The organism is Stenotrophomonas sp. 22DLJC03, from assembly GCF_056861405.1.
Window position 1 is genome coordinate 1 of record NZ_JBSPUG010000004.1, and the last position, 22074, is coordinate 22074.

General features: G+C 66.4%; 19 protein-coding genes. 8 read left to right on the forward strand and 11 right to left on the reverse strand.

Features of this window, described 5'->3' with window-relative positions:
* Window positions 1-149 precede the first annotated feature (149 nt).
* The gene (locus AC13GA_RS15085; protein WP_046986644.1) at window positions 150-1241 is read left to right on the forward strand and encodes a PA0069 family radical SAM protein; all 1092 of its coding nucleotides are present in this window, start codon (window positions 150-152) and stop codon (window positions 1239-1241) included.
* A gap of 54 nt (window positions 1242-1295) precedes the next feature.
* Here the strand turns inward: AC13GA_RS15085 and AC13GA_RS15090 are convergent, their stop codons facing one another.
* The 3 genes from AC13GA_RS15090 to AC13GA_RS15100 all read right to left on the reverse strand — a co-directional run bounded on the left by AC13GA_RS15090 (window position 1296) and on the right by AC13GA_RS15100 (window position 4664).
* Window positions 1296-2003 carry a 2OG-Fe(II) oxygenase gene (locus AC13GA_RS15090; RefSeq protein ID WP_482998460.1) on the reverse strand — a complete coding sequence of 236 codons (708 nt, stop codon included), beginning with the start codon at window positions 2001-2003 and terminating at the stop codon, window positions 1296-1298.
* 107 nt (window positions 2004-2110) lie between these two features.
* Complete coding sequence (locus AC13GA_RS15095; RefSeq protein ID WP_014035428.1) at window positions 2111-3127, reverse strand: class 1 fructose-bisphosphatase; 1017 nt, start codon at window positions 3125-3127, stop codon at window positions 2111-2113.
* Between the two features lie 334 nt (window positions 3128-3461).
* A complete protein-coding gene (locus AC13GA_RS15100; protein WP_447780585.1) occupies window positions 3462-4664 on the reverse strand; it encodes an amino acid aminotransferase in 1203 nt (400 codons plus the stop codon).
* Between the two features lie 171 nt (window positions 4665-4835).
* On the opposite strand from AC13GA_RS15100, the gene AC13GA_RS15105 reads away from it, so the two are divergent.
* Complete coding sequence (locus AC13GA_RS15105; RefSeq protein ID WP_482998461.1) at window positions 4836-6926, forward strand: TonB-dependent receptor family protein; 2091 nt, start codon at window positions 4836-4838, stop codon at window positions 6924-6926.
* A gap of 43 nt (window positions 6927-6969) precedes the next feature.
* Here the strand turns inward: AC13GA_RS15105 and AC13GA_RS15110 are convergent, their stop codons facing one another.
* Window positions 6970-7314, reverse strand: coding sequence for a hypothetical protein (locus AC13GA_RS15110; protein ID WP_428709484.1), 345 nt, complete (start codon window positions 7312-7314; stop codon window positions 6970-6972).
* Between the two features lie 147 nt (window positions 7315-7461).
* Between AC13GA_RS15110 and AC13GA_RS15115 the strand changes: the two genes are divergently transcribed.
* From AC13GA_RS15115 to ligD, 3 genes are all read left to right on the forward strand, one after another.
* Window positions 7462-7860 carry a hypothetical protein gene (locus AC13GA_RS15115; RefSeq protein ID WP_004132921.1) on the forward strand — a complete coding sequence of 133 codons (399 nt, stop codon included), beginning with the start codon at window positions 7462-7464 and terminating at the stop codon, window positions 7858-7860.
* A 154-nt stretch (window positions 7861-8014) separates the two neighbouring features.
* Window positions 8015-8920: a non-homologous end joining protein Ku gene (ku, locus tag AC13GA_RS15120; protein ID WP_136640057.1), complete on the forward strand. Its 906-nt coding sequence runs from the start codon at window positions 8015-8017 to the stop codon at window positions 8918-8920.
* Window positions 8921-8923: 3 nt separating this feature from the next.
* Complete coding sequence (ligD, locus tag AC13GA_RS15125; protein WP_482998462.1) at window positions 8924-11410, forward strand: DNA ligase D; 2487 nt, start codon at window positions 8924-8926, stop codon at window positions 11408-11410.
* A gap of 71 nt (window positions 11411-11481) precedes the next feature.
* Here ligD and AC13GA_RS15130 read toward each other — a convergent pair whose 3' ends face one another.
* The 4 genes from AC13GA_RS15130 to AC13GA_RS15145 all read right to left on the reverse strand — a co-directional run bounded on the left by AC13GA_RS15130 (window position 11482) and on the right by AC13GA_RS15145 (window position 14472).
* Entirely contained in the window at window positions 11482-11874 is a 393-nt protein-coding gene (locus tag AC13GA_RS15130) for a hypothetical protein (RefSeq protein WP_046985038.1), read from the reverse strand.
* A 127-nt stretch (window positions 11875-12001) separates the two neighbouring features.
* On the reverse strand, window positions 12002-13030 hold the full coding sequence (adhP, locus tag AC13GA_RS15135; RefSeq protein WP_046985037.1) for an alcohol dehydrogenase AdhP: 1029 nt from the start codon (window positions 13028-13030) through the stop codon (window positions 12002-12004).
* Between the two features lie 96 nt (window positions 13031-13126).
* Window positions 13127-13765 carry a bifunctional 4-hydroxy-2-oxoglutarate aldolase/2-dehydro-3-deoxy-phosphogluconate aldolase gene (eda, locus tag AC13GA_RS15140; protein ID WP_046985036.1) on the reverse strand — a complete coding sequence of 213 codons (639 nt, stop codon included), beginning with the start codon at window positions 13763-13765 and terminating at the stop codon, window positions 13127-13129.
* 116 nt (window positions 13766-13881) lie between these two features.
* Window positions 13882-14472, reverse strand: a complete 591-nt coding sequence (locus tag AC13GA_RS15145) for a cysteine dioxygenase family protein (protein WP_046985035.1) — start codon at window positions 14470-14472, stop codon at window positions 13882-13884.
* 239 nt (window positions 14473-14711) lie between these two features.
* Between AC13GA_RS15145 and AC13GA_RS15150 the strand changes: the two genes are divergently transcribed.
* Complete coding sequence (locus AC13GA_RS15150) at window positions 14712-15767, forward strand: LacI family DNA-binding transcriptional regulator (RefSeq protein ID WP_428709480.1); 1056 nt, start codon at window positions 14712-14714, stop codon at window positions 15765-15767.
* Window positions 15768-15865: 98 nt separating this feature from the next.
* Here AC13GA_RS15150 and phhA read toward each other — a convergent pair whose 3' ends face one another.
* Entirely contained in the window at window positions 15866-16759 is an 894-nt protein-coding gene (gene phhA / locus AC13GA_RS15155) for a phenylalanine 4-monooxygenase (protein WP_482998463.1), read from the reverse strand.
* 125 nt (window positions 16760-16884) lie between these two features.
* Between phhA and AC13GA_RS15160 the strand changes: the two genes are divergently transcribed.
* Window positions 16885-17370, forward strand: coding sequence for an Lrp/AsnC family transcriptional regulator (locus AC13GA_RS15160; RefSeq protein WP_046985032.1), 486 nt, complete (start codon window positions 16885-16887; stop codon window positions 17368-17370).
* A 39-nt stretch (window positions 17371-17409) separates the two neighbouring features.
* Here AC13GA_RS15160 and AC13GA_RS15165 read toward each other — a convergent pair whose 3' ends face one another.
* Window positions 17410-18402: a patatin-like phospholipase family protein gene (locus AC13GA_RS15165; protein ID WP_019337382.1), complete on the reverse strand. Its 993-nt coding sequence runs from the start codon at window positions 18400-18402 to the stop codon at window positions 17410-17412.
* A gap of 178 nt (window positions 18403-18580) precedes the next feature.
* Complete coding sequence (locus tag AC13GA_RS15170) at window positions 18581-19597, reverse strand: TIGR00266 family protein (RefSeq protein ID WP_428709479.1); 1017 nt, start codon at window positions 19595-19597, stop codon at window positions 18581-18583.
* A 159-nt stretch (window positions 19598-19756) separates the two neighbouring features.
* On the opposite strand from AC13GA_RS15170, the gene AC13GA_RS15175 reads away from it, so the two are divergent.
* The gene (locus AC13GA_RS15175) at window positions 19757-22027 is read left to right on the forward strand and encodes a TonB-dependent receptor (RefSeq protein WP_046985030.1); all 2271 of its coding nucleotides are present in this window, start codon (window positions 19757-19759) and stop codon (window positions 22025-22027) included.
* The last annotated feature ends 47 nt before the right edge of the window (window positions 22028-22074 follow it).

The following is a 22074-nucleotide window of genomic DNA, read 5'->3' on the forward strand; positions in this document are numbered from 1 at the left end:
GCCGAACGGTCGCCCGCGCCGGGCTCTCGGCACCTAAGGTGCCAGAGTCGCAAGAGATAAGAGCCGAGCCCATGCCCGGCTCAGCACAGTCCTGAACCCTTCAGACGCCCGTCGCAGCCATTGAGACGGCCGCAGCCTACGCTTCCCCAATGGGTATTGCGATCAAGGGCCGAGGTTCCACGTCCCACCTTGCCGGGCGCTTTGAAAGCACCGTCAGCGAGGCGGTGGACGACGGCTGGGCGGTCGACGAGAGCGAAGAATTCCTCGCTCCGCGCCTGCGTACCGAAGTGCGTGCCGAAACCGCGCGCAGCATCATCACCCGCAACAACTCGCCGGACGTCGGCTTCAGTCAATCGGTGAATCCCTATCGCGGTTGCGAGCACGGGTGCTCGTACTGCTTCGCGCGACCCTCGCACGCCTATCTGAATCTGTCGCCAGGCCTGGACTTCGAAACCAAGCTGTTCGCCAAGACCAATGCGCCGCAACTGCTGCGCAAGGAGCTGTCGAAACCGGGTTACGTGCCGCAGCCGATCGCGCTGGGCATCAACACCGACGCCTACCAGCCGATCGAGCGCAAGTTCAAACTCACCCGCCAGTTGATCGAAGTGATGCTGGAAACCAAGCATCCGTTTTCGCTGATCACCAAGAACGCGCTGGTTGAGCGCGATATCGATCTGCTTGAGCCGCTGGCGGCGGAGAACCTGGTCAGCGTGCACTTCTCGGTTACCTCGTTGGATCCGCATCTTTCCGCAAAGCTGGAGCCACGCGCGTCTGCACCGCATGCACGGCTGCGCGCGATGAAGCGCCTGCATGAGGCAGGTATTCCGGTTGGGGTGATGGTGGCGCCGGTGATTCCGTGGATCAACGACAGCGAACTGGAAGCCGTACTGGAGGCCGCACACGACGCCGGCGCCAGCACCGCTGGCTACGTGCTGCTGCGTCTGCCGCTGGAAGTAGCACCGCTGTTCCGCGACTGGCTGGATACCCATCATCCCGATCGCGCTGCACACGTGATGAGCACCATCCAGCAGCTGCGCGGCGGCAAGGACTACGACAGCCAGTTCGGCACGCGCATGCGTGGCCAGGGCGTGTATGCCGATCTGTTGAACAACCGCTTCAAGCTGGCACGCAAGCGGCTGGGTTTCAATGCGCAGAACAGCCATTGGCCGAAGCTGGATTGCAGCCGGTTCCAGAAGCCGCTACCGCCGCGCAAGGAATCGCCGCAGGGCTCGTTGTTCTGAGTAGAGTCGAGCTTGCTCGACTGGAGACGAAAAAGCAGTCGAGCCAGCTCGACGCTACCCCCCAAACAACTTCTGCGCGCTCTGGAACAGGATCCAGCTGGTCGCGATGAACTTGTCTCCACCTTGTGGCCGATTGCCACGATGGGTATGAGTAAACGCAGTCGGCGCGATCAGCAGACTGCCGGTGCGCGGCGCGATCTTCCGCCCCTGGAACAGGAACTCGGTTTCGCCCTCTTCGAAGTCGTCGTTGAGGTACAGCGTCCACAGCACATGCCGGTGCAGGGTCTCGGCCTGCGCGTCCTTGGGGTACAGCTCGCAGTGCCAGTACGGGTAGCCGCCCTCGCCTGCCGCATACCACTGCAGGTTGATCGCGCCCGGGCGCAGGCAGGTGCGGGCCAGATCGGCCAGCTGCTGCGGCGGCATGTCGGGGAAGTCCTCGGCAGACAGGCGTCGCGGTTGGCCGTTGCTGTCCTGGATCTGCAACATCAGCGGTGCGATCAACGCCTGTGGATAACGGCGTAGATAAGTCAGCAGGCCATTGAACACTGCGATCTGCAGCTGCTGATCGACATCCTGCCAGCCGTCCAGCCCACTGATGCGCAGATCCTTGCTGTGCTTGAGTTCCGGGAACACGCCACTGCCTACGGCACCGGGTTGCAGGCCACGCGTGGCGCGCAGGCGCTCAACGATCGCCGCGCAGACCTCGCTGGGGACGGCGTTGTGGATGACTTCGATGAAATCGACCGGGCCCTGCTCGTGCATGCGTGCATTCCTTAGGCGGCAATGGCTTGATGGTGCCGTTTGCCGCCCTCGGTGTCACCCCACGGTCATGTCATCGTTCTGCCATGACCGTTGTCGGGAGACTTGCCTCAGCCCTGCGCGTCGTCGTGCGCGTGGTGGTAGCGCACGGCTTCGGCCACTTCCTCGCGCGAACCGAGGAACACTGGCACGCGCTGGTGCAGCTGGTCGGGCTGGATGTCGAGGATGCGCTCGCGACCGGTCCAGGCAGCGCCACCGGCCTGTTCGACCAGCAGGCCCATCGGGTTGGCTTCGTACATCAGCCGCAGCTTGCCGGCCTTGGACGGATCCTTCTTGTCCCACGGGTAGATGAAGATGCCGCCGCGGGTCAGGATGCGATGCACGTCGGCGACCATGCTGGCGATCCAGCGCATGTTGAAGTTCTTGCCGCGCGCGCCTTCCTTGCCCGCCAGCAGATCGCCGACGTACGCCTGCATCGGCGCTTCCCAGTGACGCTGGTTGGACATGTTGATGGCGAATTCCTGGGTGGCCGCCGGAATCTGCATGTTCTCGGTGGTCAGCACGAACTCACCCTTCTCGCGGTCCAGGGTGAAGGCGTGGGTACCGTGGCCGACGGTCAGCACCAGCTGCGTGCTGGGCCCGTAGATGCAGTAGCCGGCGGCGATCTGCTTGCTGCCCGGCTGCAGGAAGGCGTCATCGCCCGGCAGTTCGACATTGGTCGGGCAGCGCAGCACCGAGAAGATGGTGCCGACGGAGACGTTGACGTCGATGTTGGAGCTGCCATCGAGGGGATCGAACAGCAGCAGGAAGTCACCGCGCGGATAGATGTCCGGCACCGGCTGGCTGTGGTCCATTTCCTCAGAGGCGCAGGCAGCGAGGTGACCACCCCAGGCGTTGGCTTCGAGCAGGATCTCGTTGCTGATGACGTCCAGCTTCTTCTGCGCTTCGCCCTGCACGTTGCCGGTACCGGCGTCGCCGAGCACGCCACCGAGGGCGCCCTTGCTGACGGCAATGGAGATGCTGGTGCAGGCGCGGGCGACCACGGCGATCAGCTGGCGCAGGTCGGCGTTGATGCGGCCGGCGTGCTGTTCCTGGATCAGGAAGCGGGTCAACGAAGTACGGGACATGAGCGGGCAGGTCTCGGCAGCGGGAAAACGCCTATTGTCGCCCGTATGGCGGGGCCGTGCGTGAGCGCGGGAAGGCGTAATCGTTTCCAGATGCGTTGCGCTCGTGGCGCCTTCCCTTCATCGAGGCGCGCGGGAGGGGGAGACAATGCAGGACACGCTGCAAGTACGTCCATGTAAGCTCGATGGCGCCATCCATGGCGCCAACGGTCCTGCATTGCCTCCCCCTCCCGCGCGCTTCAGGGTTGGCCGCGAGCGCGGAGGGTGTGGCAAGGCAGGAGCAAAAACAAAGGCGCCTTTCGGCGCCTTTGTTTCCACAGCTTGCTGGAGCGGTCGATCAGCCCTTGGCGACGGTGGCCACGGCCTTGGCGACGTATTCCAGGTTGTTCTGGTTCAGCGCGGCCACGCAGATGCGGCCGGTGCCGACGGCGTAGATGCCGAACTCGTCGCGCAGGCGCTCGACCTGCTCACGGCTCAGGCCGGAGTAGGAGAACATGCCGGCCTGTTCGTTGATGAAGGCGAACTGCGGCGCACCAGCGGCGGCCAGCTTCTCGACCAGGCCGTGGCGCAGGGCATGGATGCGCTCGCGCATCTCGGTCAGCTCCTGCTCCCACATCGCGCGCAGTTCCGGGTTGGTCAGCACGCCGGCCACCAGCGCGGCACCGTGGGTGGACGGGCTGGAGTAGATGGTGCGGATCACGCGCTTGACCTGCGACTGCACGGCCTTGGCGTCAGCAGCGGTCGGCGCCACCATCGACAACGCACCCACGCGCTCGCCGTACAGCGAGAACGACTTGGAGTACGAGTTGGCGACGATGAAGCTGTCGATGCCGGCTTCGGCGATGATGCGCACGGCGGCGCCGTCCTGCTCGATGCCCTTGTCGAAGCCCTGGTAGGCCATGTCGATGAAGGGGAACAGTTGCTTGTCCTTCAGCAGCTGCGCGACCTGCTTCCACTGGCTGACGGTGAGGTCGGCACCGGTGGGGTTGTGGCAGCAGGCGTGCAGCAGCACCACGGTGCCGGCTTCCAGCTTGCCGAGGTCGGCCAGCAGGCCATCGAAGTTCACGCCATGGGTGGTCGGGTCGAAGTAGGTGTAATCCACCACTTCGAAACCGGCCGCACTGAACACCGCGCGATGGTTTTCCCAGCTCGGGTTGCTCAGTGCAACGGTGGCGTGCGGCAGCAGCTTCTTCAGCACATCGGCGCCGACACGCAGCGCACCGCTGCCACCGACGGTCTGTGCGGTGGTGACGCGGCCGGCGGCCAGCAGCGGCGAGTCCTTGCCGAACACCAGCTCACGCGTTGCCTGCGTGTACGCCGGCAGGCCATCGATCGGCAGGTAGCCGCGCGGTTTGGCTTCGTTGGCGAGCTGCTGCTCGATCTGCTTGACGGCGCGCAGCAGCGGAATGCGGCCGCTCTCGTCGTAGTAGATGCCCACACCCAGGTTGACCTTGGTCGGGCGGCTGTCGGCGTTGTACGCCTCGGTCAGGCCCAGGATCGGGTCGCCTGGGACCAGTTCCACGTTTGCAAAGAAGGACACGGCGGTACTCGTTCGGTAGACGGAAAGGGGGAGGAATTGCGCCACGCGGTCTGCGGCTTTTCGGCCGGAAACAGCCCATCGTAACAAAGCCTGCCGGGGCTGGCCGCCGCCATCGTCATCCGTGTCCCCGTACCATGGCGTGCGTTGCCGCCCGATCCATCAACCTGAATCATGAATCCCGCCGCACGACGCCACTGCCTGCCGTTGTCCGCCCTGCTGCTGTCGCCACTGGCTGCCATGGCCGAGCCTGCGCCCACCGCCCTGCCCGCCGTGCAGGTGCAGGCGGCGCGGGTTCCGGGTATCGACCCGTTCGCGCTGCCGGCCAGCCAGGACACGGTCTGGATCGACGCTGGCCGGGCCGGCAACAGCGTGCAGTTGTCCGAGGCACTGGCCGGGGTGCCGGGACTGCTGGCGCGCGACCGGCAGAACTTCGCCCAGGACACGCAGCTGTCGATCCGAGGCTTCGGCGCGCGCTCGACCTTCGGTGTGCGCGGGGTGCGGGTGTTGATCGACGGGGTGCCCGCGACCATGCCCGATGGCCAGGGCCAGCTGTCGCATGCCAGCCTGCTGGGTGCCGAACGCATCGAGGTGCTGCGCGGGCCGTTCTCGGCGCTGTACGGCAACTCCTCCGGCGGCGTGCTGCAGGTGTGGAGCGCGCAGGGCCAGGCCGGCGACCCGTGGCGGTTGCGTCTCAACTCAGGTGCCGACAACACGCTCAGCGTCGGCACGCAGCTGAAGGGAGCCAGCCACGGGCTGGACTACAACATCGCCGCCAATCACTTCCGCACCGATGGCTGGCGCGAACACAGCCGCGCGCGCCGCGAATCGCTCACTGCGCGCATTGGCGGCGATCTGGGCGGTGGGCGACTGGAGCTGCTGCTCAACGCGCTGGATGCGCCGGACGCACAGGATCCACTGGGCCTGACCCGCGCGCAGGTCGCTGCGGATCCACGGCAGGCTACTGCGGTGGCGCGCCAGTACAACACCCGCAAATCGGTGCGCCAGCAGCAGGCTGGGTTGCGTTGGACCCGCGAAACCGACACCCAACGCTGGCAGCTGATGGGCTATGCCGGGCAGCGTGAGGTCACCCAGTACCTGCCGATTCCGCCGACCGCGCAGGCCAACCCGTTGCATGCGGGCGGCGTGATCGATCTGGACGCGGGCTATGGCGGGCTGGACGCGCGCTGGGGCTGGCACGGCGATCTCGCCGGCCGCCCGTTGGATCTGGTGGCCGGGCTCAGCGCCGACCGCCAGCGCCAGCACCGTACCGGCTACGAGAACTTCATCGGCAGCCCCCTGGGCTTGCGTGGGCGCCTGCGCCGAGACCAGATCGACACCGTGCAGAACGTCGACCAGTTCGCCCAGGCCTGGTGGCAGTGGAGCCCGCGCTGGTCGCTGCTGGCCGGGCTGCGCCACAGCGTGGTGCGTTTCGAATCCGATGACCGCTACGTCACCGGGCGCAATCCGGACGACAGCGGCCGCCGCCGCTACCAGGCAACCACGCCGGTGGCGGGGGTCAGCTTCGAGGCCAGCCCGCAGTGGCGGCTGCACGCCGCCGTGGGGCGGGGCTTCGAGACGCCTACCTTCAACGAGCTGGGTTATCGCGCCGACGGCCAGGCGGGATTGGCGCTGGATCTGGCGGCCGCGCGCAGCCGCAATCTGGAGATTGGCAGCAAGTGGCGCGCACAGGATGGAACCCAGCTCGATATCAGCCTGTTCCGCGCAGATACCGACGATGAGCTGGCAGTTGCCAGCAATATCGGAGGACGCAGCACCTATCGCAACATCGGCCGCACCCGTCGCCAGGGCGTGGAGCTGCAGTACCGACAGCCGCTGGCCGAACAGCTGGAACTGCAGCTGGCCTGGACCTGGCTGCAGGCGCAGGTGCGCTCGCCGTACCTGACCTCGAACACCGGCGTCGCCGTGGGTAGCCGTCTGCCCGGCGTGCCACGCCAGCAGGCCTTCGCCCGCCTGCAGTGGAGCCCCGCCGACTGGCAGTGGGCGCTGGAGGCCTCGGCCAGCACCGATACCGTGGTCAATGACGTGGCTACGGCGCGCGCACCCGGTTTCGCTCTGCTGCACCTGGAAGGCGGGCGCCGATGGACCCTGCCGGGCGGTGAGCTGCGTGCCTTCGCGCGGTTGGAGAACGTGCTGGACCAGGCCTACATCGGCTCGGTGATCGTCAATGACGGCAATGGCCGCTTCTACGAGCCGGGACCGGGACGGCGGGCCAGCCTCGGGCTGCAGTGGTCGTGGCGGTGACGCCCTTCCAACGGTAGCGCCGGGCATGGCCCGGCGCTACCCTTTAGTCGGGGGCCTTGGCCGGTACGAACGGCGAGGTCGGGTCGCTGGCCGGGAAGGTCTCCTCCAGCGCCTCGTCCTGGTTGTCGCTGGCATGCTGCTTGCGCTCGCGGCGCTTCAGCGGGCTTTCCTGGCCCCCACGATGGCGGTCGCCGCCGTCCTTGCGGTCCTGTGCGGCCTGTTCAGACTCGTGCTTCACCGGCAGATGCGCGCCACCGTGTTCGGCGTCAAAGAACGGTGCGCCGGTGCCGCGGTAGTCGGCGTTGTCGGCATCGCGCTTACCGCGCTGCTCGCCGGGAATGGGCGGGTGGTTTTCCCGCAGCGGGTCACGGGAGGTCTCTCGGCTCATGATCTGGCTACCTGCGCTCGGGGGCTCCCACTACACCCCTCACAAGGTAAAGCCGCCGCGAACCTGGCGTCATGAACATCTCGCTCACCCCCCGGTAACGGGATCGCGCGTATTCCTGCCCACCCGCCCCCGCTGCAGGAGCCGGCCATGCCCCGTCTTGAACGACCCGCACCGTCCGTGTTCAACGCCCTGCTCGATCCGCTCGGCCAGCGCACAGCTCAGCGCCGCACGCGTCGCCATGAGGACCCGCAGGCGGTGGCGCAGGACTACCTGCAGTACATGCTGAGCGATTACGAAGAGCGCCGTGGCCAGAGCCATCGCAATTGGCGTGACCTCTGCCCGGTCTACGCCTTTGCGCTGACCACGCATGCCGCCGATTGGCCGCGCGGTGACGCCGCCGATACCTGCGAGGAGCTGGCCGAGCACTGGGAACAGATGCGTGGGCACTCGCGCTTGAGCTGGTCGCAGGCGCGGCCGGTGGTGGAAGATGCGTGGCGCGCACTGGACCATATCCCGGCGGCAGCGGTGAGGCCGTTGCTGCAGTAGCGCAGGGGTTCTGCGTACACGCTCAGGTGTGCTTTGGTTGCCGGCCAGCGGCCGGCACTACCGTGTTCCGTAGAACCCACGTGCACGGCACGGACACGGCTGGTTTACGCCCTCCGGCCCACTCTGGGCCCCCTGCCCCGCCAAAGGTGCACCCATGGCTCGCCCGATCTGGACCGGCACGCTGTCGTTTGGCCTGCTCAACGTGCCGGTGTCGCTGATGTCCGGCGAACGCAAGGTCGATCTGCAGTTCCGCATGCTCGACTCCCGTGACCGCAAGCCGATCCGCTTCGAGCGGGTCAACGCCGATACCGGCGAGGAGGTGCCGTGGAAGGACATCGTCAAAGCCTACGAGTACGACAAGGGCAGCTACGTCGTGCTGGAGGAAGGCGATATCCGTTCGGCAGCGCCGGAAAGCCACGAAGCGGTGGAAGTGGAATCGTTCGTGGACGCGGCGCAGATCGACCCACGCTACTACGAGAAACCGTATCTGCTGGTGCCCGGCAAGAAGGCCGAAAAGGGCTATGTGCTGCTGCGCGAAACGCTGCGCAGTACCGGCAAGGTGGGCATCGCGCGGGTGGTGGTGCGCACGCGCGAGTACCTGTGCGCGGTAATGCCGCAGCAGGACGCGCTGGTGCTGATGATCCTGCGCTATCCGCAGGAGCTGGTGGATCCCGAGGACTACAAGCTGCCCACCGGAAAACTGTCCGACTATCGCATCACCAGCAAGGAAACGGCGATGGCCGAACAGCTGATCGAGTCAATGGCCGGTGACTGGGATCCCTCGCAGTATCACGATGAGTTCCGCGAGCGTCTGCAGCTGGTATTGAACAAGCGCATCAAATCCAAGGGCGGCACTACCCGGGTGGAAGACGAGCCCGCACCGCGCGAAGATGCCACCACCAATGTGGTGGATTTCATGGCGTTGCTGCAGAAGAGCCTGGACGCGAACAAGCGCACGCCGGCGAAGAAGACGGCAACGCGCAAGGCACCGGCGAAGAAGGTGGCAAAGAAGGCCACCAAAAAGGCCGCAAAGAAGACCACGCGGCGCAAGGCAGGTTGAACCATGTCGCTGCACCAGTACCGGCGCAAGCGCAGACTGGGTGGTGGCGCCGGACAGACGCCGGAGCCTGACGACACGCCCGCACGCGGTGATCCGAAGCGGCGGCCGACCTTCGTCATCCAGCTGCATCATGCAAGCTCGCGTCACTATGACTTCCGCCTGGAAATGGACGGTGTACTGAAGAGCTGGGCCGTGCCGAAGGGGCCTTCGCTGCGCGTCGGTGAGAAGCGGCTGGCCGTGGAAGTGGAAGATCACCCGTTGTCCTACGCCGGCTTCGAGGGAAACATTCCTGAAGGTCACTATGGTGCTGGCCACGTGGATGTCTTCGATCACGGCACCTGGGCCTGTGAAGGTGATCCACTGCAGGCGCTGGCGGCTGGAAAGATCGACTTCGTGCTGCACGGGCAACGCCTGGCCGGTGGCTGGAAGCTGGTGCGTACGGCAATGAAAGGGCGTCAGGTGCAGTGGCTGCTGATCAAGCGCGGTGACGAGGAAGCGCGCGATGCCGAAGCAGACGATCTGCTGGAAACGCCCATCCCGAAACGCGGTTCTGCAATGAAGAAGGCCACTGCGGCGAAGACAGCGCGCACTGCACTGGCCGCCCGTACGGTCACCCGAACGACCGACGCGCGCTGGCATGCGCGCGCGCTGAAACTGGACGGTGCACGCGATACGCCCTATCCACGCGTGTTCAAGCCGCAGTTGACCGATCATCGCGACAGCGCGCCGGACGGCGCGCGCTGGCTGCACGAGATCAAGTGGGATGGTTATCGTCTGCTGGCCGATCTGCACGATGGTGAGGTGAAGCTCCGCTCCCGCAACGGCCTGGACTGGACGGCGGATTTTCCCGAGGTCGTGCAGGCCGTGCAGGCGCTGCCGCTGCGCGATGCGCGCCTGGATGGCGAGCTGGTGGTGTTGGACAAGGAAGGACGCAGTGACTTTGCGGCATTGCAGCGGGTGATCGACGGTAGTTCGAAACAACCGCTGCGCTACATCGTGTTCGATCTTCCGGGTGTGGCCGGCGTGGACATCAGTCGTGTGCCGTTGCTGGAACGCAAGGCGCTGCTGAAGGATCTCATCGGGCCGGCGCCCGGCACTCTGGCCTTCAGCGAACACGTTATCGACCATGGACCGCAGGTGTTCGACGCCAGCGGTGGGGCCGGCTTCGAAGGCATCGTCAGCAAACAGGTGGATGCTCCCTACGTGAACACGCGTGCGCGCAGCTGGGTCAAAGTGAAGCACGAAGACACCGACGAGTTCGTGATTGTCGGCCACACGGCACCCAAGGGTTCCCGGGTGGGATTTGGTTCGCTGCTTCTGGCCACGCCGGACAAGGCTGGCCTGCGCTATGTGGGCCGCGTTGGCACCGGCTTCGACGACGATAGCCTGCGCGCGCTGCTCAAGGCACTGCAGCCGTTCGCAGTGAATGCACCGGTGCTGCAGCTGCCAGCGCATGTGCCGTTCCGTGCCGCCAGCGTGCGCTGGGTGAAACCGGTGACGGTGGCGGAGGTGGCATTCCGTGGCTGGGGCAAGGAAGGCCTGCTGCGCCAGGCCAGTTTCAAGCGGCTGCGCAGCGACAAGCAGAAGGAGGATCTGGGTATGAGCACAGCCGACATCGAAGCCGGAGGCGAGGTCCAGATCACTCATCCAGAGCGGGTGGTGTTTCCAAAGGAGAAGCTGAGCAAGGGCGACGTGGCCGACTACTACCAGCGCATGGCGCGTTGGATCCTGCCCGAACTTGCCGGACGTCCGCTGTCACTGCTCCGGTGCCCGGACGGCGTGGGCAAGGCCTGCTTCTTCCAGAAGCACCACGGTCCCGGCCTGGGCGATGCCGTGCACGCGGTTCCGCTGCAACAGAAGAGCGGCCGCGAGGACTATGTCTATATCGACGATGCACGGGGCCTGTTGCAGCTGGTGCAGATGAACACCCTGGAGCTGCATCCGTGGGGCGCAACCGTGATCGATCCAGAGCATCCGGATCGCCTGGTGTTCGATCTCGATCCCGGCGAAGGCGTCAGCTGGGCACAGGTGAAAGCCGGTGCACGCGATGTGCGTGACCGCCTGCAGCAGGTGGGCCTGAAGAGCTTCGTACGCCTGTCCGGTGGCAAGGGCGTGCACGTGGTGGTGCCGCTGCAGCCCAATGCAGGCTGGGACGAGGCGAAGGCGTTCTGCGAGGCGTTCGCGCAGGCAATGGCGCTGGAGCAGCCTGATCGCTACGTGGCGACGATGAGCAAGGCCAAGCGCAATGGCGTCATCTTCATCGACTGGTTGCGCAATACGCGGGGGGCCACGAGCGTCTGTTCGTGGTCGCTGCGCGCGCGCGATGGTGCGGGCGTGGCGGTGCCGCTGCGCTGGGAAGAGCTGGCCCGGGTGAGCGCGGCTGACGCGTTTCCGATGGCCAAGGCGCTGGCGCGTGCCCAGCGGCTGAAGGGTGACCCATGGCAGGGCATTGAACGGTTGAAGCAGACGCTGCCGTCGCTGAAGCGGTAGTGCCGGCCGCTGGCCGGCAACTGTAGGATGGCCGAGGTTGCCGGCCAGCGGCCGGCACTACCTGGATGCGCTCAGCGCGGATCGCGCGACGCGCGGCGACCGAACCACCAGCCGGCCAACAGCTGCAGCGGCAGTGACGCCAGCAGCGAAATGACGAACCAGAGTGGGAAATCCGCGCCGGCGGTCCACATCGCGTAACCGCATCCGAGTGCGATCAGCGACCAGATCGAGAAGCCATGCGAACGCGGCCAGCACGGCGCGTAGTAGGTGGCGAAGGAAATGCCGGCAACGCCACCGAGCACGCTGAAGGCCAGGTCCCATCCCAGCTGCACGCTGTTGCTGTCCGGTGACAGGCCCAACAATGGGGGCAGCCAGCTGGCGACGCTGCTGACCAGCGCAAGCGACAGCACGCCGCCGATCAGGGCGACGAGGGACAGGAACAGAGTCTTGAGCAGGCCGGGCATGCGCGCATTGTACGGCTGCGCGAAGTGCCTGGGGATGCCGGCCAGCGGCCGGCACTACCGATGGATAGGCATGGCCGCCGCGTCCGTGGGAGAGGGGAACGGAGCGACGACGGCCATGCACAGGCGGTCAGGCGGCGAAGTCCAGCACCACGCGGCCTTCGATGGTGCCCGCGTGCATGCGCGCGAACACCTCGTTGATGTTTTCCAGGCGGTCGGTGCTGACCGTGGCCGCGACTTTGCCCTCGGCGGCGAACTGCAGCGATTCCTGCAGGTCCAGCCGGGTGCCGACGATCGAGCCACGCACGGTAATGCCGTTGAGCACCATGCCGAAAATGTCCAGCGGGAAATTGCCGGGTGGCAGGCCATTGAGCGAGACGGTGCCGCCACGGCGGACCATGCCCAGTGCCTGCTCGAACGCCTTCGGCGAAACCGCGGTGACCAGCGCACCGTGCGCGCCGCCGATTTCCTTCTTCAGGAAGGCGGCGGGATCGGTGGTGCGCGCGTTGACAGTGATCTGCGCGCCGAGCTGCCGGGCCAATGCCAGCTTGCTGTCGTCCACATCCACCGCAGCCACGTTCAGGCCCATCGCGCGGGCGTACTGCACCGCCATGTGGCCGAGGCCACCAATGCCGGAAATCACCACCCAGTCCCCTGGCTTGGTATCGGTAACCTTCAGGCCCTTGTAGACGGTCACGCCGGCGCACAGCACCGGCGCGATCTCGACGAAGCCCACTTCCTTCGGAAGCAGGCCGACATAGTTGGCATCGGCCAGTGCGTACTCGGCGAAGCCGCCGTTGACCGAGTAGCCGGTATTGCGCTGCGTTTCGCACAGCGTCTCCCAGCCACCCAGGCAGTGCTCGCAATGGCCACACGCCGAGTACAACCAGGGGATGCCGACCCTGTCGCCTTCCTTGACGTGCCCTACCCCGCCTCCCACGGCCACGATGTGCCCCACGCCCTCGTGACCGGGGATGAACGGCGGGTTCGGTTTCACCGGCCAGTCGCCCTCGGCGGCGTGCAGGTCGGTGTGGCAGACGCCACAGGCCTCGATCTTGACCAGTACCTCGCCCGCCCCCGGGCGTGGTACCGAGACTTCCTCGATCACCAGTGGCTTGCCGAACTCGCGCACGACAGCGGCCTTCATGGTCGAATTCATGTTCGGATCTCCGTAGTGCGCTTGCCCACAGAATGACGCCGGCGCGAGGCCGGCGCTTTGATCACGATCAAACCTTTGAAGATTCCTGCAGCAGGTTCAGCCTGCCAGTACCGAAGCCTCGCGGGCCAGGCGCTCGATCGCATCCCAGTCGCGGGTCTGCAGCAGCGCCGGGGTGGTCAGCCACGAACCGCCCACGCACAGCACGTTGGGCAGGTGCAGGAACTGCGGCGCGGTCTGCGCGCTGATGCCGCCGGTCGGGCAGAAGCGCACATCGGCGAACGGCCCATGCCAGGCGGCCAGCAGTGCGGCGCCACCGGCCTGCACTGCCGGGAAGAACTTGAAGGTGTCCTGGCCGTGCTCCAGGCCCAGGATCAGGTCCGAGGCGGTGGCGGCACCGGGCAGGTACGGCAGGTCGGCATCGCGCGCGGCGGCATACAGCGCCGGCGTGGCACCGGGGGAAACGGCAAAACGCGCACCGGCCTGCTTTGCCGCCTGCATCTGTGCGGCGTTGAGCACGGTGCCGGCGCCGATCACGGCATCGGGCACGGCCTCGACCATGGCCTTGATTGCATCCAGTGCCTGCGGCGTGCGCAGCGTCACTTCGATCACCGGCAGGCCACCGCGGAACAGTGCCTGGGCCACTTCGACCGCTTCATTCACATCTTCGGGGGTGTACACCGGAATCACCGGTGCCAGCTTCAACAGCGCGCGCAGGCGCGGATCAGCGCTGGACATGGTCTTGCTCCTTGCCCGACGGGGCATCGCGGATCGCCGCCGGGTCCGGCAGCGCAGCGGCGCATGATGCCACGTGGCTCACGAGGGTGCTGGTGGTGCCCCGCCCTGCCCCCCGCTCAGGCCGGGTCGGCCTGCAGTGCCTGGATGCGACGCTGGTACCAGTCACCACCGAGCGGATCGAACACCGCGGCCCGCTCCATCGGTGCCTCATACACATGCACCGAGATTGCCAGGGCCGCGTCGCTGGCATTGCGCAGGGTGTGGTACTCATGCGGTGGAATCAGGCTGCCAGCACTGCCGCAGCCCCCGCGCAGCGCGGCATGCCGACGGAAGCGGCAGCGCTCGCCGTTGCGCTCCAGCAGTTCATAGCGGGTGATCTCCAGTTCGCCCAACCACACTCCCTCCACACACCACATGGCATCGTGGTCGTGCAGCGGCGTGCCCTGCCCTGGGCCCCAGCTCATGGCAATCACGCTGTAGCCGTGTTCGCGGCTGTGGTAGAGCGGGCGTCGCGCGTAATGATCACCGACCGGACGATGCACGCACTCGGGAAGTTCGATGCGGCTGTCTGCGATGGCGTCCTGCAGTGCCAACTGCAGATCGGCGGTGATGCGCCCGGCATCACCGGAGGTCATCGCCGCGTCGACGGCGGCGATCAACCGATCGCGGCCACGGAACGCCGGAAACGGAGAAGTCTGCAGGTCCATGCCCCGACTGTAGCGGAGCCTGGTTAAGGGAATGTTGGCGTTCGCGCGCGTCGCGCCCGCATTCATGGTGAACACGCGCGGAAGAACGGTTCAGATGCACATCAAGTAGAGCGATCACAATGGAACCTCGCGCAGCAGAAGCGGTCGAACACGACGCGATCCATCTTCGCTGCGACATTCCGCAACTTCGCGCCCCAACGGCGCAAGGCTAGAATTCTCCGACTTACCTGGTTCTATACATGTCAGTGCGAATTATTAGCGATGCCGCGTTGCCGGCATCGAAGGGCAAGGCTGCCACGATCAACGACATCGCACGACTGTCGGGAGTTTCCAAGAAAACGGTTTCAAGAATCATCAACAACTCGCCGCTGGTGCGCAAAGACACCCGCGACAAGGTCGAGGCGTTGATGCGCGAGGTCGGTTACGTGCCCGACCCCCTGGCGCGCGGGCTCGCGTTCCGCCGCTCCTTCCTGATCGGCCTGGTGTATGACGACCCGGGCGCCCAATGCATCGTCGACCTGCAGCAGGGCGCACTGGAAGCGCTGCGCGGCACCGGCTATGAGCTGGTGGTGCATCCCTGCGACAGCCAGTCCGCGGACTGCGCGCAGGGTGTGCGGCGCTTCGTGCAGCAGCAGAAACTGCATGGCGTGATCCTTGGCCCGCGCGCCTCCGAGTCGGTGGCGCTGACTGGAATGCTCGACGAGATCGAATGCCGCTACATCCGCATCAACGCGCATGCCTCGGACGACGAAGCACAGGCGGTGGTCACCCACGATCGCGACGGCGCAGCCGCGGCAGCGGGCTACCTGCTCTCGCTCGGCCACCGCGACATCGCGGTGATTGCCGGTCCGGGCGACCGCCGTACCGCACGCGAGCGTACCCATGGTTTCCTCGATCGGCTGGCCCAGGTGGGGCTGACCCTGCCGGGTGAGCGTGTGCTGGAAGCAGGCGATACGTTCGAGTCCGGCGTGCATGCCGCCGAGCGCCTGCTGATGGGCGAAGGACGGCCCAGTGCGATCTTCGCCGGCAACGATGAAATGGCGGCCGGCGTGTACCAGGTGGCGTTGCGTGCAGGCATCGCGGTGCCGCAGCAGTTGTCGATCGTCAGCTACGACGACAGCCCGCTGGCGTCGCGGTTGTGGCCGCCGCTGACCTCGGTGCGCCGCCACGTCTCCGACATCGGCCGCATGGCCGCTGCGATGCTGGTGCAGACCGACGTGCCGGATGCGCCGACTGCGGCCAGTGTGCATCCACAGCTGATGGTGCGCGGTTCCTGCCGGGCGGTGGACGGCTGACTGCCCTGCCCTCGCCTGCACCGCAGCAGCAGTGCAGGCAAGCATCAATGAAAACGGCGCACCGGAGTGCGCCGTTTTCATTGGCAGGTTGCGCGTGCTTACACGTCGCCGCCGTCGGCCCAGCCTTCGCCGGTGCCCTTCTGGAACACGCGGTCATCGCCCTGCACATTACCCGCAGGCAGATGCGACTGATCGGCCAGCGCGGCGTAGATCGGGGTGAAGTCCGGCGAGGTCGCCTGCATCAGCTGTTCGAAGCTGTCGATGACGAAGTAGGTCTTCTGGAAGGTGTCGATGCGGTACTTCGTGCGCATGATCCGCTGCAGGTCGAAACCGATGCGGTTGGGCGCGGCCGATTCCAGCGAGTACAGCGATTCGCCCTTCGACGACACGATGCCGGCGCCGTAGATGCGCAGGCCGTCGGGCGTATCGATCAGGCCGAACTCCACCGTGTACCAGTACAGGCGGGTCAGGTTCTGCAGCGCGTCCGGCCCGATCGCGTGTGCTTTGACGCCGCCACGGCCGTACGCCTCCATGTAATTGGCGAACACCGGATTCATCAGCAGCGGCACATGGCCGAACAGATCGTGGAACAGGTCCGGTTCGGCGATGTAGTCGATCTGGTCCGGACGACGGATCCACCAGGTCACCGGGAAACGACGGTTGGCCAGGTGGTCGAAGAAATCCAGTTCCGGCAACAGGCCTTCGACACCGACCAGGGTCCAGCCGGTGGCGGCACCGAGCACTTCGTTGAGCTGGTCGAAGCGCGGAATCATGTGCGCGCTCATGCCCATCTCGTCCTGCGCATCCAGGAATTCCTGGCAGGCGCGGCCGACCAGCAGTTCGCGCTGGCGCTGGTACAGCGTGCTCCAGGTGGCGTGGTCGTCGGCGCTGTAGGTGTCCCACGGTTGCTCGACGAGCGCGGTGGTATACACCGGCACGTAGCCCTTGTCGGTCTGCTGGTGTTCGACGCGGCGGGGCTGGGCGAGGTCCATGGGGCACTCCGGGATGAGATACCCACGATGCTAGGGCAGGGCGCGCGCAACAGGGTTGCAAAAGTTGCGTCGATTGGCCTTGTTGGCGCAATATCCTTGCGTACTCACCATGTTGCGGGGCAACAATGGCCGGAGAAGTCCAGTTCGATCGCACGGATATACGTCTGCTGGCTGAAATCCAGCGGGATGGGCGCGCCACCAACGCCGAGCTGGCAACGCGGGTGAATCTCTCGCCCTCGGCCTGCCTGCGGCGCCTGCAGCGGCTGGAAAGCGAGGGCGTCATCGTCGGCTATGGCGCGCGGCTGGAACCACGGCAGCTGCGCCTGGGCCTGCAGGCCTTCGTGCGCGTGCAGCTGGAAAAGCACGACCAGGCCGCGATCGGGCACTTCGTCGACAGCGTGCAGGCCTGGGATGAAGTGGTGGCCTGCCATGCGCTGACCGGCGACATGGACTACCTGCTGCACGTCTACGTGCGCGACCTGGAGCACTTCTCGCGCTTCCTGCTGGACCGCCTGCTCAATGCCGGTGGCGTGGCCGATGCCAACTCCAGCTTCGTGCTGCGCACGGTGAAGGGCTTCCAGGCACTGCCGCTCTCGCAGCTGGAGCCCTGAGCGACCACCGGGCGAACCCGGTGGCCAGGCATCACGCCGTCAGCATTTGTCCTTGCGGCCCATCAGCTTGCCCAGGCGCGAGGCTTCCTCGCACTTCGGCGCGGCCACCGGCGCCGGTGCCGCCGCGGCGGCGCGTGCGCGCTGCAGCTGCTGGATCTTGGCGCGGATCTGCGGCATCGCCGCCATTGCGGCCTTTTCGCCTTCCAGGATGGCGGTGCCGCGCTGGCTGAAATCGGCAGCGCCGATGTCCAGCACCTTCGGGCGGATGACGATGTCGGCGCGCGCCAGTTCCTGCTCGCCCAGGCGTTGGCCCATGATCGAGATGGACTGGTTGACGATGCCCAGCATATCGGTCGGCGCTTTGCCGCTTGCCTTGCTGGAGATGTCCACGGCGATCACGAAGTCGGCGCCGAGCTGGCGCGCGGCATCCACCGGCACCGGGCTGACCACGCCGCCGTCGATGTAGTTGCGACCGCCGATCTTCACTGGCTCGAACACGCCGGGAATGCTGCTCGACGCGCGCACGGCCTGGCCGACATTGCCGCGCACGAAGATCGCGCGTTCGCCGGTTTCCAGCTGGGTGGCGACCGCGGCGAACGGTTTCTTCAGGCGCTCGGCAGGACGGTTGGCGACCTGCTCGTTGACGTAGTCCTGCAGCTTCTGGCCCTGCACCAGGCCGCCGGAGAACAGGCGCACGTCGCGGATGCTGGCTTCGTCCAGCGCGACCGCCTTGCTCTGCATCTGGAACGCGTCCATGCCGCTGGCATACAGCGCGCCAACGACGCTGCCGGCGCTGGTGCCGGACACCACGGCCGGCTCGAAGCCGTTGGCCTCCAGCATCTTGATCACGCCGATGTGGGCGAAGCCCTTGGCTGCGCCACCGCCGAGGGCGATACCGATCTTCACCGGCTTGGCCTGCGGCACCACGGTCGGCGCCGGCGGCGGCGTGGGGCGGACCGGGTCGCCACCGCAGCCGGCCAGCAGGCCGATCAGGGCGACGGACAGCAGCATGCGGGGGCGGAACAGGCTCATCGGCAGTGCGCTCGCGGCGCCGGATTCAGGAAAGGGCGCCAGCATACCGAAGCCGTGGTGGGCCGGGCAGGGTGGGGAGTCTCGCCCATTCAGGAAAGGGGGCCGGTAGGTGCCGACCTTGGTCGGCACGCGCAGATTCCAGTGCCGACCAAGGTCGGCACCCACCGATATCCTGTGGTCAGAACCGGTTGTCGCCGTCCAGCATCCGGCCCAGGCCGCCCAGCACCGAACCCTCGCCGCGGTTCTGGCCACCGCCCTGTGGCGCGGCCATCCACATGCGGCCGGCCAGGCGCGAGAACGGCAGCGACTGCAGCCAGACCTTGCCGGGACCGGTCAGCGTGGCCAGGAACACGCCTTCGCCACCGAACAGCATGCTCTTGATGCCGGCGACCCGGCGCACATCCATGTCCACGGTCGGGTGGTAGGCCACCACGCAGCCGGTATCCACATCCAGCCGCTCGCCGGCCGCCAGCTCGCGCTCCACCACGCAGCCACCGGCGTGGATGAACACCCAGCCGTCGCCCTCCAGCTTCTGCATGATGAAACCTTCGCCGCCGAACAGGCCGGTCATGATCTTGCGCTGGAACTGCACGCCGATCTGCACACCGCGCGCGCCGGCCAGGAAGCTGTCCTTCTGGCAGATCAGGCGGCCGCCATGCTGGTCCAGCTTCATTGCCAGCACGGTGCCGGGGTAGGGCGCGGCGAAGGCGACCTTGCCCTTGCCGTGGCCGCTCTGGGTGTAGACGGTGGCGAACAGGCTCTCGCCGGTCAGCACGCGCTTGCCGGCGGCCATCACCTTGCCCATCAAACCGCCGCCCTGGTCGCCGGTGGCGGCACCGAACACCGTGTCCATCTGCACCGTTGCGTCCTTGAACATCAGTGCGCCGGCTTCGGCAATGGCGCTCTCGCCGGGATCAAGCTCGATTTCGACGAACTGCATTTCATGGCCGACGATGCGGAATTCGATGTCGTCGGCACGGCCGCTGGCGGCGGCGGGGACTGGCGGTGGGGTGTTGGGCATGCCCGGGGCCGCGGACTGCAGCTCGGCCACATCGGCAATAGGGGTCCATCCGCTCATGCCCTGGCACCAGGCCAGAGCGCGCGGGTTGGCCTGCGCATATCGGCGCGCGGCCTCGTCATCAAGCGGGCCGATACGCTCGGCCTGGGCGGAGGCATGGAAGTACCACTGGGTCATCGCGGTGGCTCCGCAGGGTTGGAAAACCCCGAGTCTAGCGAGCGACCCGGCCGCCGGGCGACGCGGCCATGAACGGCCGGCATTTGCGGGGCAGGTGCTGTATTGCAACAATTATCTGGTAGCGCCGTTTTACCACCCCTCCAAACACAGCCTACCGCCATGTCTCCGACCCGCACTTCCCGTGGCCGCCTTCCGGTCGCGCGCCCCCTCGTTGCTGCTCTTTCCGCCCTGCTGCCGCTGGTAGCAGCCGCCCAGGAAACCCCCGCCGCCAAGGATCCGGTTGCCCTCGATGCCCTGCAGGTGACCGCGCAGCGCCGTGTCGAGAACGCCAAGGACGTGCCGGTTGCGATCAGCGCGATCCAGGGCGAGAAGCTCGATGTGCTGGGTTCGGCGGGTGATGACATCCGCTTCCTGGCCGCACGCGTGCCCAGCCTCAACATCGAGTCCTCCTACGGCCGTGCCTTCCCGCGCTTCTACATCCGCGGCCTCGGCAACACCGACTTCGACCTCAACGCGTCGCAGCCGGTGTCGCTGGTGTACGACGACGTGGTGCAGGAAAGCCCGCTGCTGAAGGGCTTCCCGCTGTTCGACCTGGCCAACGTGGAAGTGCTGCGCGGCCCGCAGGGCACGCTGTTCGGCCGCAACACCCCGGCCGGCGTGGTCAAGTTCGATTCGGCGCGCCCGTCGCAGGATGCCGACGGCTACGTGCGCGTGGGCTATGGCAGCTACAACAGCTGGAACGTGCAGGGTGCCTACGGCGGCCCGCTGACCGATCGCTGGTCGGCGCGCGTGTCGGCCATCTACCAGCGCCGTGACGACTGGGTCGACAACACCCGTGCCGGTGCGCCCAACAGCGGTTTCGAAGGCTATGACGAAGCTGCCGGCCGCGTGCAGTTCCTGTACGAAGGCGACGACTTCGAAGCACTGTTCAACCTGCACAAGCGCAAGCTCAACGGCACCGCTCGCCTGTTCCGCGCCAACATCATCGAAAAGGGTGGCAATTCACTGGTCGAGAACTTCGACCGCGACAAGGTCGCCAACGACGGCGTCAACTTCTCCGACCTGAAGACCTGGGGCGGCAGCGCACGCCTGCAGTGGAACCTCGGCTCGGTGACCCTGCATTCGATCACCGGCTACGAGACCGCCGAATCGCTCAACCGCGGTGATATCGACGGTGGCTACGGCGCTGCGTTCCTGGGCGCGGGCAACTCCGGCCCGGGCCTCATCCCGTTCTCGTCCGAGTCGGCCGACGGCCTGCCGCACCACCGCCAGTGGACCCAGGAATTCCGCGTCGAATCCAACGAGTGGGGTCGCTTCGACTGGCAGGCCGGTGTCTTCTACTTCGATGAAGACGTGACCATCAACAACTTCAACTACGACTCGCTGACCCCGGGCAACCCGCAGACCGGCCACGTGGTGCAGAACCAGCGCAACAAGGCGTGGGCGGTGTTCGCCTCGGGTGACTTCGATGTCACCGACCGCTTCAAGCTGCGTGCCGGCGTGCGCTATACGCAGGACAAGAAGGACTTCAGCGCCAGCGTGCTGCAGGCCGTGCCGTTCGGTACCCCGGTCAGTGGCCCGTATCTGGCCAACACCGACGTCAACGACGTCAGCTGGGATGTCAGCGGCGTGTACAAGCTGACCGACAACGTGAATGCCTACGCCCGCGTGGCCAAGGGCTTCCGTGCGCCGTCGATCCAGGGCCGCCTGGCCTTCGCGCCGGGCCTGTCTCAGGCCGATTCGGAGAAGGTGATCTCGTACGAAGCCGGCATCAAGGCCGACCTGTTCGAGCGTCGCGCGCGCCTGGGCTTGAGCGTGTTCCGCTACAACGTCGATGGCCAGCAGCTGATCGCGGTGGGCGGCACCAACAACACCGCCACCCTGCTCAACGCCGACAAGACCATCGGCCAGGGCGTGGAGCTGGACCTGGAAGCCTACCTGGCTGACAACGTCCTGTTGACCTTCGGCAGCAGCTACAACGACACCGAGATCAAGGACAAGGATCTGGCGGTGGCGATCTGCGGCGGTGGCTGCACCATCAACGACCCGACCACCGTCATCAACGGTGGCACCTACGCACTGGTGAACGGCAACCCGCTGCCGCAGGCGCCGAAGTGGATCCACAACGCGACCCTGCGCGTCGGCTTCCCGCTCAGCGATGGCAGCGAGCTGTATGCCTACACCGATTGGGCCTACCGCAGCGCGGTGAACTTCTTCATCTACGAGTCGCCGGAATTCCGCGGCCGTAGTTCGCTGGAAGGCGGCCTGCGCCTGGGCTACAACTGGGATTACGGTCAGTACGATGTGGCGGTGTTCGGCCGCAACCTGACCAACCAGACCCGTGTGGTCGGCGCGATCGACTTCAACAACCTGACCGGCTTCCTCAACGAGCCGCGTACCTGGGGCGTGGAGTTCACCGCGAAGTTCTGATGCGGTCGATCGTGATGCAATGAAGAAGGGCCGGCGCAATGCCGGCC